Origin of the sequence: Flavobacterium sp. SLB02 (assembly GCF_009664855.1) — a bacterium.
Lineage (GTDB): Bacteria > Bacteroidota > Bacteroidia > Flavobacteriales > Flavobacteriaceae > Flavobacterium.
Map to the genome: position 1 here is coordinate 1,467,111 of NZ_CP045928.1, position 14,315 is coordinate 1,481,425.

At 37.3% G+C, this 14,315-nt stretch carries 8 protein-coding genes; 1 reads left to right on the plus strand and 7 read right to left on the minus strand.

The annotated features are described in order from the left end of the window. Positions 1-7 precede the first annotated feature (7 nt). Positions 8-2,212, plus strand: coding sequence for a xanthine dehydrogenase family protein molybdopterin-binding subunit (locus GIY83_RS05905; RefSeq protein ID WP_194616228.1), 2,205 nt, complete (start codon positions 8-10; stop codon positions 2,210-2,212). A gap of 153 nt (positions 2,213-2,365) precedes the next feature. On the opposite strand, the gene GIY83_RS05910 is transcribed toward GIY83_RS05905, so the two are convergent. The 7 genes from GIY83_RS05910 to GIY83_RS05940 all read right to left on the minus strand — a co-directional run bounded on the left by GIY83_RS05910 (position 2,366) and on the right by GIY83_RS05940 (position 14,286). Next, complete coding sequence (locus GIY83_RS05910; protein ID WP_194616227.1) at positions 2,366-2,929, minus strand: DUF2911 domain-containing protein; 564 nt, start codon at positions 2,927-2,929, stop codon at positions 2,366-2,368. A gap of 106 nt (positions 2,930-3,035) precedes the next feature. Next, positions 3,036-4,844: a glycoside hydrolase family 2 protein gene (locus tag GIY83_RS05915; protein ID WP_208685649.1), complete on the minus strand. Its 1,809-nt coding sequence runs from the start codon at positions 4,842-4,844 to the stop codon at positions 3,036-3,038. 37 nt (positions 4,845-4,881) lie between these two features. Next, positions 4,882-5,739 (minus strand): hypothetical protein, encoded by an 858-nt coding sequence (locus GIY83_RS05920; RefSeq protein ID WP_208685651.1) that lies wholly within the window; start codon positions 5,737-5,739, stop codon positions 4,882-4,884. A gap of 62 nt (positions 5,740-5,801) precedes the next feature. Next, entirely contained in the window at positions 5,802-8,219 is a 2,418-nt protein-coding gene (locus GIY83_RS05925) for a glycoside hydrolase family 2 TIM barrel-domain containing protein (protein WP_208685652.1), read from the minus strand. 92 nt (positions 8,220-8,311) lie between these two features. Further along, positions 8,312-9,490: a glycoside hydrolase family 88 protein gene (locus tag GIY83_RS05930; protein ID WP_194616223.1), complete on the minus strand. Its 1,179-nt coding sequence runs from the start codon at positions 9,488-9,490 to the stop codon at positions 8,312-8,314. A 259-nt stretch (positions 9,491-9,749) separates the two neighbouring features. Further along, positions 9,750-11,267 carry a RagB/SusD family nutrient uptake outer membrane protein gene (locus GIY83_RS05935; protein ID WP_194616222.1) on the minus strand — a complete coding sequence of 506 codons (1,518 nt, stop codon included), beginning with the start codon at positions 11,265-11,267 and terminating at the stop codon, positions 9,750-9,752. Positions 11,268-11,283: 16 nt separating this feature from the next. Further along, on the minus strand, positions 11,284-14,286 hold the full coding sequence (locus GIY83_RS05940) for a TonB-dependent receptor (RefSeq protein ID WP_194616221.1): 3,003 nt from the start codon (positions 14,284-14,286) through the stop codon (positions 11,284-11,286). Between the last annotated feature and the right edge of the window lie 29 nt (positions 14,287-14,315).

Here is a 14,315-nt window from a genome sequence, read left to right on the forward strand (position 1 = left end):
TTGAATTATGAGCAAGACAAGTAATATAAACAGAGTTGACGGATTTGCTAAAGTAACAGGTTCAGCCACATATTCAGCCGAGTATAAAACTCCGGGTGTGGCTTATGCGTGCCTGGTAGGAAGTACGATTGCCAAAGGAAGAATTAAAACCATCGATACAAAAAAAGCCGAATGGGCTCCGGGAGTTTTGGCTGTTATTACACATCTTAATGTCGATAAACCAGTTGGATACGAACAACCCAAAAAACGTGATAATTTAGGTCAGCCACTTCAGATTTTCAAGGATGATTCTGTTCGTTATTATGATCAGCCCATTGCTTTGGTAATTGCAGATACCTTCGAGCGTATGCAATATGCTGCCAGTCTGGTCAAAGCGGATTATCTAAAAGAAGACCACTCGACAGAACTTGAAAAAGTAAAAGATAAAGGAAAAACTCCGGAACGTGCAAAAGATTATCACCGTGGCGTTGAGGACGGCTATAAAAATGCAGAGGTAATTTTAGAAGAAGAATATACCATACCAACCGAAGTCCATAACCCAATGGAACTGGCTAATATCATTGCCAAATGGGACGGAAATAAACCTACACTTTATACCAAAAGTCAGGGTGTAGAGGGAACCCGCAGAAGTGTGGGAGATGTATTTGGGATTCCTGCCGCAGATGTATCTGTAAATTCAGAATATCTGGGAGGTGCTTTCGGGATGGGGTTACACACCTGGCCTTATGAAATTGCAGCCCTTATTGGCGCTAAAAAAATAAACCGCCCTGTAAAACTAGTATTGCATAGAGAACAAATGTTTACCAATGTAGGGTTTCGACCTTATACGATTCAGAAAATGGGTCTGGGTGCAACCAAAGAAGGCAAACTAACAGGATTAACCCATGAAGCCGTGGCAATGACTTCGAGTTATGAAGATTTTATGGAAGGCACTGTAAACATGTCCCGATTTATTTATAATTGTGCCAATGTTTCAACCCGATACCGTATTGTTCCTCTTGACACATGCACACCAATCTGGATGCGTGGTCCGGGAGAAGCAACAGGTTCTTTTGCGTTAGAAAGTGCTATGGACGAATTGGCCCACAAATTAGATATGGACCCAATTGAATTTCGTAAACTCAATTATGCCGAAAAAGATCTTGAACAAAACAAACCCTGGAGCAGCAAATATCTTCTGGAATGCTACGAAGGCGGTATGGAACGCATTGGCTGGAAAAACCGTAAGAACAAACCCGGATCTGTTCGTGAAGGCGAATGGCTTGTTGGTTACGGAATGGGAACAGGAACTTTTGGCTGTTATAGAAGTCCAACTTCAGTGAAAGCTAAATTTTTAACCAATGGTACTTTAGTTTTACAATGCAGCGTAAACGATATGGGGCCCGGAACAGCCACTATGATGACTGCAATTGGTGCAGATGTAATGGGAATGCCAAGTGAAAATGTTATGGTCGAAATGGGAAAAAGCGGTCTTGCAAAAGGACCAACCCAAGGAGGTTCAGCAACGACTTCGTCAGTTGGATCAGCGGTTAATGATTCTTGTCAGTTATTAATCACCAAAGCTATTGAACTGGCTAGTAAATCAGAGCTATTAAAGAATATACCAATTGCTGATCTGGCCTTTGTTAATGGCTTAGTAACTTCAAAAAAAGACAGTTCAAAAAGTGTTTCTTTAGCTTCGGTATTGAACTCGAATAAACTAGCAGAATTAGTAGTAGAGAATGAATCGAAAGCTTCAGAAGAAGCCAAAAAATATTCGATTTACTCTTTCTCTGTACATTTTGTAAAAGTATTGATAAATCCCAACCTTGGAAAAATCAGATTGGCACATGTGGTTTCCTGCGCTGATATTGGAACTGTAATCAACCAGAAAACTTCGGCAGGGCAAATGTATGGCGGAGCAGTTGGTGGAATCGGAATGGGATTGATGGAATCCCTGGAAATCGATCACCGATTTGGCCGTCCGATAAACAATAATTTTGCCGATTATCATGTTCCCGTAAACGCTGATATTGAAAAGCAGGAAGTGTTTTTTGTCAATAAAAAAGATCCAATCAGTAACCCAATGGGAACAAAAGGACTTGGAGAAACCGCTTTGGTAGGAATGGCTCCGGCAATTGCCAATGCAGTATTTAATGCAACAGGAGTACGTGTTAGAGATTTGCCAATTACACTTGATAAAATATTAGAATCATCTGTGGCAACGGCCTAATTATCTCTAAATAAAATCCCTAAAATGTACTGATTTTTCATAACGTTTGTTTTAGGTTTATTTGTATTATATACTTAACCATTATATTAAACAAAAAAAGAGACACTATTTTTTATTTAGTGTCTCTTTATATTTTGTTTCAATTGTAAAGGATTATTTAACCGTAATAGGCAATTCAACAGTTGTTTTATCCCAGCCAATTACCAGATTTGCTAGGGAATCTTTACTTGTAAAAGCAATTGATAATGCTTCGATTACTTCAGATACTGGTTTTACAGGAACCGAAACTCTCACAACATCTTTACTTTCTTCATAAGCATAACCTCCCCATAAATCAAGTTCTTTATTAATGATGATGGTCCATTTGTCTTTTTCAGGAATAGCAAATAAACTATAAGTACCCGCTGCAATTTTTTTACCACCAATTGTTACTGGTTTGTAGAATTTGATTTCTGTGTTTTCGTTTGCACCAACTCTCCAAACTTCACCAAACTTTACAACATCACCAAAAATTGTACGTCCTTTTGCAGAAGGTCTTGCGTAAGTAACTTTTACTACAGGATTCGGATTATCAGTTTTTTTGAATTTAACTGCCTTGTTTGGGAAATAAGAAATATCAACCGGACTTGCATCAAGCGGAGCAAATTTTACTACTTCCTGAGCTTGAACTGTAAAGGCAGCAAACAAAGTAACTACCATTAAACTTAATTTTTTCATAGATTACAATTTTTAGAATAACTACAAAGTAAGTTAATAATGAATAAAAATCATATCATTACAGTTTGTTTTTTGTTAATGAATTGATAATAGTTCTTAATTTTTATTATTCATCTTTCTTTTTGGCGTACCAATTCTGCATGATATAAAAAGCTTTCTTCTTTTCACCGTCATTCGAAATTAAACCTTTACGATTATATCCGTCCTGAATTCCCGGAAGCAATCTTTTTGGAGATCTGAAATCTACCAGAATCCATGGGCTTAATCCGCTAAGATGAGGTATTTTTTCGATCATCTTCAAATTCTGAATGTATAAATATTCCTGATATTCCTCTGTCCAGCGTTCGTTTTTTTCTCCGTGAAAACCAGCTTTGGCATCTCCACCAAATTCAGAAACAATTACAGGTTTGTTGTATGGCGTGTCCCAAAAGGTCTTTTCAGCATTTTCTAAATTTCCGCCATACCAGCCCAGATATTGGTTGAAAGCAATAATATCAAGAGATTTACCAATTTCATCATCGATCATTCCAACACCTTTTACATTATGGGTTAATAATGCAGCACTGATTAATCTTGTATTATCCAGTGATTTTGTATGTACCACCAAATTTTTCAGAAACGTATTTCTGGCATCAGAAATAGGGGTTTCATTGGCCATCGACCAAATAATAATACTGGCTCTGTTTTTATCTCTGGTAATGGCCGCTGTCAATTGATCTTGGGCATTTTTATATGTTTTTTCGTTGGTAAATTCCACCGTCCAGTATACGGGAATTTCTTCCCAAACCATTAATCCAAGTTTATCGGCAAGTCTGATAATGTTTTCGTTATGCGGATAATGTGCCAGACGGATATAGTTGCAACCCAATTCCTGAGCCCAGTTTAATAAACGTAAAGCATCTTGTTCAGAATTGGCACGTCCGCCTTTTGCATTTTCTTCATGAATGGATATTCCGCGCAAAAAGAGTTGTTTTCCGTTTAATAAAATTTTGTCTTGCTGAGTTTCAATGGTTCTAAAACCAATATTATCTTTCAGTTTTTGTCCGTTAAAATCAATTACGACATCATACAATTTTGGATTTTCAGGCGACCAGTAAGAGATTTTCTTAGCAGGAATTTCAAAATTTACAATTCCGTTAGCCCCCACTTTTCCTTTATAATTGATTTTTAATTCCGGAATCGAAATCGCCACTTGGTTTTGTGCCGCATTGAAATTGTTGATTTTCACAAAACCAGAAATCAAAGCTGCATTTCCTTTTTTTAACTGAATATTATAATCTTCAATAAACGATTCATTCTCTTCGATTAAAGTAACATCGCGCGTGATTCCGCCATAATTCCACCAGTCGGTATTAACCGTAGGAACATCTTCTTTATGGCGTGTATTATCGACTTTTACCACCAAATAATTATCTTTTGGTTTTATTATCGAAGTTATCTCATAATTAAATGGCGTAAAACCGCCTTCATGAGTGCCCAATTTTTTTCCGTTCAAATAAACATCGGCTTTATAATTAATCGCTCCAAAATAAACAAAAAGACGTTTTTTCTCTTTTAAATCATAATCGAAAGATTTCTTGAACCACACGTTTCCTTCATAATATTTAAGTTCCGGAACCTGCGAATTCCAATCTCCCGGAATATTGATTTTTGCCGATTTATCAAAATCATATTCTACCAATTCCTGTTTGTTTGCAGCATGGTAATTATTAAAAAAAGCACCATTTGATGGTTTTGCCTGTTTATCGTATTGATCGAGGTGAAAACTGTAAAATCCCGTTTGATAAGGATCGATGATATAATTCCAAACACCGTTTAAGGATGTTGTATTTCGATTAGGAACATTTGAAATTAAATTTTGCGCCTGCCCGATAAAAGCAGTTGTTAGTAGTAATAAGGTAATTAGTTTTTTCATTCTTGTACTTATTTTGATCATTTTATACTATTGGTCACTACTTGTCTTTTCCAGAAGAAATAGTTAATTCTTGTATGGAAAAATCAGAGAATCTCATTGTTTCATCTTTCATATTAGCGATATCTTTCAAACTGCGATACATTCCCCATTTAGGTCTAATGAAAGAATTATCAGTTCGAATCGTTTGAATATTAGGATTGCTGTAATTCATTAAAACAGTTCCGTCGCTTACTTTTTTTATAGTTATGGCATAAGTTCCTTTTAAAGCAACTTTAATAGTTTCTGTCGCTTCAACCCAAATTCCTTCAAACAGAGACATATTTACCGTTTGAAATTTTATCATTTTTGTGGCTTCGTCCTTTACATAAATAAGTTCTAGTTTGTTCGAACCATTTGTCATTTTCCTTAAAGTCAAAGTAAACAAAGGATTGCCCGCATCGCCATCGACTGCTTTAATCTGGTGAATATGGGTAAAATCCTTAGTAGGTTTAAAACCTGTAGGTATTTTAAAACGCCATTTGTATTGCACCGTTTCGCTAGTTGTTCCCTTTAAATTATCAGGAGAAGGTTCGAATGACTTTATTTCAACACGCTGCCTGTCCGTTTTACCTTTTACAGGTTCATTGTCCGAAGGCGTATTGGAAACGTGTAAATTAAACTCGAAAACGTATTTCTTCAGATCATTATCATAAACCTCCGTAATATGACGCCCAAAACTGGGATGAATAACATCTGGAGCTTCTACGGCACCGTTTGTTGTTCCGGGTGCTAATGCTTTTGTAATTAATTCACAGGTGCCAAGTCCCTCGGGACCATCAGCATTTAAGGTTACTTGTGCATTGGTTGCAAGACTGGTGAGTGCTAAAGCAATTGCGTAGAAGATTGTATTTTTCATAGTTGTTGATCTTTATTATTTTGCGCCTCTGCAACTTTGCGACTAAACCATTAAACCAATTATTAATTCGCAATCTTCAAATATTCCCCTTTAAAACTCTGATTCAAAGCCGTCATTTCAATCGGAATACCTGATCCATCAGGAACCACTTCGATAGAAGCTTTTCCGTTAGCCATTTTTATCGATTCGCTTCCGGTTGGAGTTCCCTGATTTCTCATGGTTTTTCCACCTTTCAGACACTGAAAATAAACGCTTTCCTCATAATCTAAACAACGTAAATTGTTATTATCAATTGCAATTGCCGTTACCAGATAATTGCCATTTTTTAATTTTTGTGATGATAATTGTAAAGAAGTTGCCGTGTCATTTTTATTGAAACGATAATTTACTTTGATCGTGTCCGAAACTTTTTTTGCGTCTTTTGTTTCTCCAATAGCAATCAGGATATTTTCGCCTTTTACAAAATTCACATCCCAAGTTAAGCCATTTGCGGGATAAAGCGAAAGGTTTCTTTGTTTTTGTCCCAATGATTTTCCCTGATGAAATAAAGTAACCTTGTCGCAGTTACTAAAAACACTCAACGTTCTTGGCGTATTTTCAGGACCTTGGCGTTCTGTCCAGGTATGCGATTCGATGTAGGTAAAAGGTTCATTGCTCCAGTAACTTTTAAAAACATAATAAGCATCTTTTGGATTTCCGTTACGGTCTACCAATCCTTTTTGATTCATGTATGGAATATCATCTTCTGGTCTTAACGGCGTTGCAAAATCCTTAAATGCCCATTGAACGTTACCCACGAACGTTGGGTCATTCTCGGATATATGCAAGTGCCAGTCGAATAAATCAACGATATAGTTCTCACTCCAATCGCCAATTTGTGCAATATTGGCCACTTTGGTTTGTACAATAGCTTCTTCCCAGCCTTCAGATTTTATAATGTTTTCGCCTGTAATTGGGTTTTCGCTATGACGACCAACGTGACTGTCCCCACCATATTCGGCGTGAATAAAATGCTTGTATTCTTTTTTGTAAAGGTCAATTGCTTTTTGGTAGTTTTTATAACTTCCCGAATACCATCCTGACCAGATCGAAGGGGAGAAGACATCTACAATTTGCGAACCTTCATAATATTTTCTAATGGCCGTTTTTCGCGTTGGATCCATTTTATGAGCGATGTCGTTGAGTTCTGTCAGGAATACATTTGTTTTTTCGGTATTATCTCCGTCAGGAAAATCAGGCAGCCAATTCATTTCGTTACCCAAAGACCAGATAATAATACTTGGGTGATTGTAATTTTGATTGATGATTTCGGCCAGCATATTTTTGGTATTCGTTTGCCAAAGTTCACCGCCAATTCCGCCGCGACACCAAGGCAATTCATCCCAAACCAATAAACCCAGTTCATCGCAGGCCTCATAAACTTCAGGATCTTGCGGATAATGTGCCAAACGAACAAAATTAGCTCCCATTTTTTTAATCGATTCCATATCAGCGCGATGTTGCTCGTTGCTCATTGCAGCACCGACTCCAGCTTGCTCTTCATGACGATGCGTACCACGAATCAGTAATCGTTTTCCGTTAAGGTAAAACGGACCATGATCTTTAAATTCGAACCATCTAAAACCTACTTTCTGGTTTATGCTGTCTCTAACTTGATTTTTCTCTGATAAAAAAGCAGTGACTTTATATAAATTGGGTTTCTCTGTATCCCATAATTCAGGATTCTTTAGATTCTCAAATTTAATGGTTGTTGTTTTATCCGAAACCGGAATTGTTTTACTGGCAATCTTTTTCCCTTTTGGATTTTTAAGAATTACCGTCAACGATAAATCTTTTGCATTTCCAGGATTTACAGTAGAAGCCACAATGTTTAAAGACGCTTTTTTTGTCGAAACTTCTGGTGTTGTAATTTTTAGATTCTCAATATGATTTTTGTATTTAGACAATAACCAGACATCGCGGGTTATTCCGCCATAAATAAAGAAATCACTTTTTTGAGACGGGATAACTTCAATATCATAACTGTTATCCACCCTAACAAAAATGTCGTTGTTTCCTTCTTTGATAAAATTGTTAATATCAATGGTAAAGCCAATGTAGCCGCCAATATGTCCGCCGGCTTCTTTACCGTTTACATATACTTTTGTGGTTACATTCGATCCTTCAAAATAGAGATAATAACGCTTATTTTGATCTATTTGCGGAATGTTTAGCTTTTTTTGATACCAGCTTGCATCGCGCCTGTAACCCGGATTAAGATCAGTCGCATCTTCGGCATTCCAGGTATGGGGTAAATTTAAAGTAGTCCAGTTGGTCGCTTTTTGTGCTTCGCTAAGACTTGGCGTATGATTTTCCAGATATTGCCAATTCTCATTGATATTCATTTTTGTCTGAGCAAAACTGCTGCTCAGACAAATTTGAAAAAAAACAAAAAGTGCAAAAGTATAAAATGTATTGTAGTGGTTTGATGGGTTGTTCATAAATTATAAAGCTTTTTTTGAGGTTCAAAGGTTCAAAGAGACAGAGGCTCATAGGCTAAAAACCTTTGTCCCTTTGCAACTCTGTACCTTTGCTACTTTCTTCTTAGTAATGCTTCGAGAAAATAATAGTCGGCATAGATTATTGGTTCGTCGATTTCGTCGTGTTTTGGCCAGTTTCCGGTGCTGTGATCAAATATAAAAGGCGCATTTATCTTTGGATCTAAAATGTATTTATCCGAATGTAGAGTTGCGATTATTTTATCGGCGAAAGCCAAATAACTGTTGTTTTTAGTGTAGCCGTATAATTCATATAAAGCAGAAGCCATAACGGTTGCAGCAGAAACATCACGCGCCGAATTTGGAATAGCAGGATCTCGAAAATCCCAATACGGAATTCCGTCTTCCGGTAGGTTTTTATCTGTCATAAAAAACTTTGCGGTAGCTTCAGCTTGTTTTAGGTATGCAGGATCTTTGGTGTATCGGTACGACATGGTAAATCCGTAAACCGCCCAGCCTTGCCCGCGTGCCCAAACCGAATGGTCATTATATCCCTGAAGGGTAGTTTTCTTTCTAAGAGCTCCTGTTGTTGGATTGTAATCAATAACATGGTAGCAGCTATTATCGTTTCTAAATTGATTTTTGAGCGTTGTATTGGCGTGCTGAATCGCAATATCCTGATACTTTTTATTACCGGATAGTTTTGTGGCTTCAAAAAGCAATTCGAGATTCATCATGTTATCGATAATTACAGGATAATCCCAAATTTCCTTATTGAAATCCCAAGAACGGATTGCGCCAACTTTTGCATCAAAACGAGTACATAGAGTTTCAGCTCCTTTGATGATGACGTCTTTGTATTCTTGTTTGTTTTCTACTTTTAATGCTTCTCCATAGGCGCAATATACTTTGAAACCTACATCATGAGAATTTCTGTTTACGCTTTCTTTTTTGCTGAAAGGCGTCCATTTTTCGGCTTGTTTTTTATATTCAGAGTTGCCTGTTAAGCGGTACAACTGCCAAAGATTTCCGGCAAAGAATCCGCTTGTCCAGTCTCTTGATGGAACTTTTTTGATCTCATTTGTTTTGATGTTCATACTTCTTGGCATCGACATAGAATCAACCCGATAAGCGAGTAACATTTTGTATCGCGTTTCCAGAAGATTATCTGCTGCTGCAGAGGTATTTTTTGTTGGGGAATTAATCCTTGATTTGCACGCTGTTACCAGCAATGCAAACCCCAGGATTAAAGCAAAATTACTAACTTTATTCATACTTATTATTGTTTTTAACGGAATCTAAATTTCGTTGGGCATAATTTTAAACACATAGAAACATAGTTTTTAGCAGTTTAAAAAGGTATTTTACTTATTTAAGATGCACATAGGAATGTGTAATAATTTTTTATTTGACGCAGATTTTAAAAAAAAATTAAGCAGATGCGGCAGATTCTTATTTTAAATTAAATCTGCCAAAATCTGCAGAATCTGCGTAAAACAATCATTTTTAATCCTTTAATCTGTAACAGACTTTTTAATACCCGGGATTATTTGGTTTTAAATTAGGATTGATCGCCAACTCAGTTCCCGGTAACGGGAATAAATAATCTTTTGCCGGATTAAAATTGGCGTGTGGCTCTAAACCATTCGGACCAAAAACTTCAGGACCGTTTTTGAGTCTTTTGATGTCATACCATCTGATGTATTCAAAAGCGAATTCCAGTCTTCTTTCCTCAATGACCATTTTTCTAAAATCGGCCTGAGATAATCCCGGTGTTACATTAGCGGGAAAAGAAACCAGTTTTCCGGCCTTGTTTCGGGCTCTGGCACGCACTCGGTTTATATAACCATCAGCTTCTGTAGTCCCAGGGGTAATTTCGTTTAAGGCTTCGGCAGCAGTTAGCAATACTTCGGCAAAACGCATAGTGATATAGTTGTGTTGGGATGTTCTTCCGTTAGCACCAGCTTTTCCTGGAAAACGGTAATATTTTGCAATATGCGGACGTGGCGCTTTTTCGTTATCGCTCGAAGGATAAATTTGTAAGGCTCCGCCCGGACCGGTTTTCTTTCTGATAATCGTATCAAAACTTACCGCTCTTCTGTAATCTCTCTGATCCCAGGTATTAAATACTTTTAGTGAAGGAACTGCTACTGAGAATCCTTGCCCGTAACTATAGCTGTCATCTTTTAAGGATCCTGTAAAAAATGCCGTATAATCCTGGCCGTAATTTCCTGAGACTAAATTGTTAAAGTCGATTGTAAACAAAGGTTCTTTTAGAGCCGCTGCTTTTGTAGCATTAAATAAATCCTGAAAATCAGCATCTAAACCTAAACCAAATTTTGCTTCGTTTGCAATTACATATTTCGATTCATCATACGCTTTTTGGTAATTTCCCAAAGTCAGATAAACGGATGCTAAATAACCCGCAGCTGTACCTTTTCCGGGAACGGCTTTTACTTTTGGTTTGTCCTCAAGCCATTGTTTGGCAAATTCTAAATCGGCGATGATTTTGGGATAAATTTCAGACTCTTTTGTTCGGCTTAATTTATCCACCTGAGAAACTTCGTTTACAGGAAAATCAATATAAGGAACATCTCCAAAAATGCGAACCAAATGATAGTAAGTAAAAGCTCTTGCAAAATAAGCCTGCGCTACAATTGCGTTTACTTTTGCTGGATCTCCCGGAGTTTTTTTAGCACCTGCTATGGCCTGATTTGCTGCGCCAATGATGATATAGGATTGTGGCCAAAAGTTGGCTACAAGCGCGTTAGTATCATTCATATTCATATCATTTACATCGATACGTGCCGCCTGAGTGGTTCTGTCGCCAATATCGGCCATATCATCGCGCAACATTAGTGCTATTGTAAATTCTCTTCCCCAATAATTATTGTGTGCAATGTTGGCAAAAGCTCCGTTTACAGCAGCTTGCAGATCATCTGTATTATTGAAGAAATTTTCAGGACGTATAGTTCCTACAGGATGTTCTTCCAGATCTGAACATCCAAAAGCGAATATTCCCAGGAAAAGAAAAGCTATATATTTTTTCATAACGTTGTTTTTTAAACTAGAATTTTAAATTGAAACCAAAAGTGAAGGTTCTTACATTAGGGTAACTTCCGTAATCCAATCCTAAATTGGTATTACTTCTGGAATTGTTATCATTTAAGTAATTTACCTCAGGATCAGAACCCGGATAGTTGGTAATGGTCCATAGGTTTTGTGCACTGATGTAGAAACGAACTTTACTCAAGCCGATTTTTGACACTACTTTATCGTCTAAACTATATCCTATAGACACGTTTTTTAAACGAATGTAACTTGCATCATAAACAAATCTTGAAGTAATTCTTTTAGTTCTAGCCGCATTTATTGGCACATTGGTATCGGTGTTTGTTGGAGTCCAGGCATCCAGAACTTCTGTAGTGGCATTGTTATTTCCTGAAGCCAGTTCCATCAAAGTATAATTTAAAATCTGATTCCCCTCAGAACCCTGAAAGAAGATATTTACGTCGATGTTTTTATAAGTGAAATCATTATTGAATCCGAAAATGAAATCTGGATTCGGGTTTCCGATGATTGTTTTATCATTAGAATCCAGTTTTCCGTCACCATTTACATCTTTGAATTTTTCTCCTCCGGCTATGGTTTCAAAATTTCCGGGAAGAACCGCTTCTCCCTGCTGAATTACACCATCATACACAAACCCAAAGAAGGAACCAACCGGTTGACCAACTCTTAAGATTTGAGACTCTGTTGCAAGGAAATGCCCAGGTGCAGAGTTGATCAAAAGATCTTTGTTGTCAGCCAGTTTCAGGATTTTATTCTTGTTCGAAGAAATGTTAAAATTGGTTGACCAGGTAAAATCTGCTCCAATAAAGTTTTTAGTATTAATGCCCAATTCCCAACCTTTGTTTTCTAATTCTCCCACATTTTGAAGCTGGGAAGCAATTCCTGAGATTCCTGGTAAAGGTCTGTTGAACAATAAATCTTTGGTAATCGTTTTATAATAATCGGCTGTTATGCTGACTCTGTTGTCAAATAAACCTAAATCAATTCCGTAATCCTGTTGATAAGATGTTTCCCATTTTAAATTAGGGTTATTGATTGCAGTGAGCTGAACCGCATTTACAATTACATCACCACTTACATCATACACTTCAGAAAATTTAGACAGCGTAGAGTAGGCATCGATAGAAGGATTTCCCGTTGCACCATAACTGGCTCTTAATTTAAGATTAGAAATGGTTTTGTTGTCTTTTAAGAAGTTTTCTTTGCTGATGTTCCATCCAACTGCTCCAGAAGGAAAAGTTCCGTATTTGTAGTTTTCACTAAAGCTTGAAGAACCGTCACGACGCGCTGTAAAGGTAAATAAATATTTATCGTCATAATCAAAATTCAACCTTCCAAAAGCCGATATTAATTCTGTTTCAGACAAACTCGATTCCGGTTTTAAATACACTGTTCCGGCACCTAAATTATGGTAAGAATTAGAATTGGTCAAAAATCCTCTTGATGCGGCATAAGCGCGGTCGTTTTTGTTTTTTTGATACGAATATCCTCCAAGAACCGTCAGAATTCCTTTGTCGATAATCTCGCGCTTAAACGTTAAGTAATTCTCTGTAAGGAAAGAGGAAAATTTAGTATTGTTTATCGAAGCTTCTCCCTTTACATTTTTTCCTGCAATCAAAGTCGAGGGAATATATCTTCCGGTTTGAGAATTATTATCGGTTAGACCTAAAGTCGTTTTAAAGTTTAAATCTTTGGTAATTTGGTAAGAGGCAAAAAAGTTGCTTCTGTTTACGGTAGTAAGGGTCTCCAAAATATTTTCCATCGCTGTTGCATACGGATTATCGATATCGTCGCCAATTGGAGCCGTTGTAGTATAGGTTCCGTCGGCATTATAAACTCCTTTATCAGGCATAAATCTGTAAGCCGCTGCAATTACACCTGCTGCACCTGTTCCTCCGGCGCCCGTCTGGGAGATAATTCCTTGTTTGTTTTGTTTGCTCTGAAACATATTCAAACCAACTTTAAACTTGTCTGTTAAATCAGCTTCAAGGTTACTTACAATGGTGTATTTATCGATTTCCGAATTAATGACCACTCCGTTTTGATTGAAATAGTTTCCTGAAACATAATACCTGATTTTATCAGAACCTCCAGAGAACGATAATGAGGTATTCGAGATCAGTCCTTCGCGATAAATTACATCCTGCCAGTCTGTATTTGCTCCGCCATCTGTATGTGTGGTAAAACTTTTTCTATAAGCTACAAACTGTGGCCCATCTAATAAATCTAATTTGTTGTTGACAGATTGTACCGATGTTGAATTACTGAATTCGATTACCGGTTTTCCTGGTTTACCTTTTTTGGTTGTAACCATAATAACCCCGTTTGAACCTCTTGATCCGTATATGGCTGTAGCCGATGCATCTTTAAGAACCTCAATAGAAGCAATATCCTGAGGTGCCGGCATAGAAACTCCTGCAAAACCATCGACAACGATAAGAGCGTCTCCACTTGCATTGATTGATGTTCCTCCACGAACCCTGATTTTTACCGGAGCACCTGGTTCACCGCCATTATTAGATTGTACCGAAACCCCCGCTGCACGACCTTGCAAAGCCTGTTCTGCATTAAGAGTAGGGTACGCAGTAAGTTCTTTTGCCGTTACCGAAGAAACTGAACCGGTAATGTCGCTCTTTTTACGGGTTCCGTAACCTACCACAATTACTTCGTCAAGATTTTTAGTATCTGGTTTAAGGCTGATATTAACTACAGATTTATTTCCCAAAGGAACTTCAACGGTTTGATATCCTACATAATTAAAAACTAAAACAGCGTTTTTCTCTGAAACGATAACACTGTAGTTCCCATCCATATCCGCAGATCCTCCAACAGAAGATCCTTTGATATAAACATTTGCACCAGGAAGCCCAAGTAAATCTTCGCTGGAAGTAACTTTTCCGGTGACTTTTCTCTCCTGTGCATTTACAATAACATTCACCAGTAAAAAAGCTACCAGCAAACACCATTTAAGCGATTTGAAATTTTGGTTTGTGAACATTCATTTTGGTTTTTTAGGTTAATGTCAGA

What these genes read in the sequence shown, in the direction of transcription:
- GIY83_RS05905 (WP_194616228.1), top strand. Translation starts at nt 8, where the DNA reads ATGAGCAAGACAAGTAATATAAACAGAGTTGACGGATTTGCTAAAGTA.
- GIY83_RS05910 (WP_194616227.1), bottom strand. Translation starts at nt 2,929, where the DNA reads ATGAAAAAATTAAGTTTAATGGTAGTTACTTTGTTTGCTGCCTTTACA.
- GIY83_RS05915 (WP_208685649.1), bottom strand. Translation starts at nt 4,844, where the DNA reads ATGAAAAAACTAATTACCTTATTACTACTAACAACTGCTTTTATCGGG.
- GIY83_RS05920 (WP_208685651.1), bottom strand. Translation starts at nt 5,739, where the DNA reads ATGAAAAATACAATCTTCTACGCAATTGCTTTAGCACTCACCAGTCTT.
- GIY83_RS05925 (WP_208685652.1), bottom strand. Translation starts at nt 8,219, where the DNA reads ATGAACAACCCATCAAACCACTACAATACATTTTATACTTTTGCACTT.
- GIY83_RS05930 (WP_194616223.1), bottom strand. Translation starts at nt 9,490, where the DNA reads ATGAATAAAGTTAGTAATTTTGCTTTAATCCTGGGGTTTGCATTGCTG.
- GIY83_RS05935 (WP_194616222.1), bottom strand. Translation starts at nt 11,267, where the DNA reads ATGAAAAAATATATAGCTTTTCTTTTCCTGGGAATATTCGCTTTTGGA.
- GIY83_RS05940 (WP_194616221.1), bottom strand. Translation starts at nt 14,286, where the DNA reads ATGTTCACAAACCAAAATTTCAAATCGCTTAAATGGTGTTTGCTGGTA.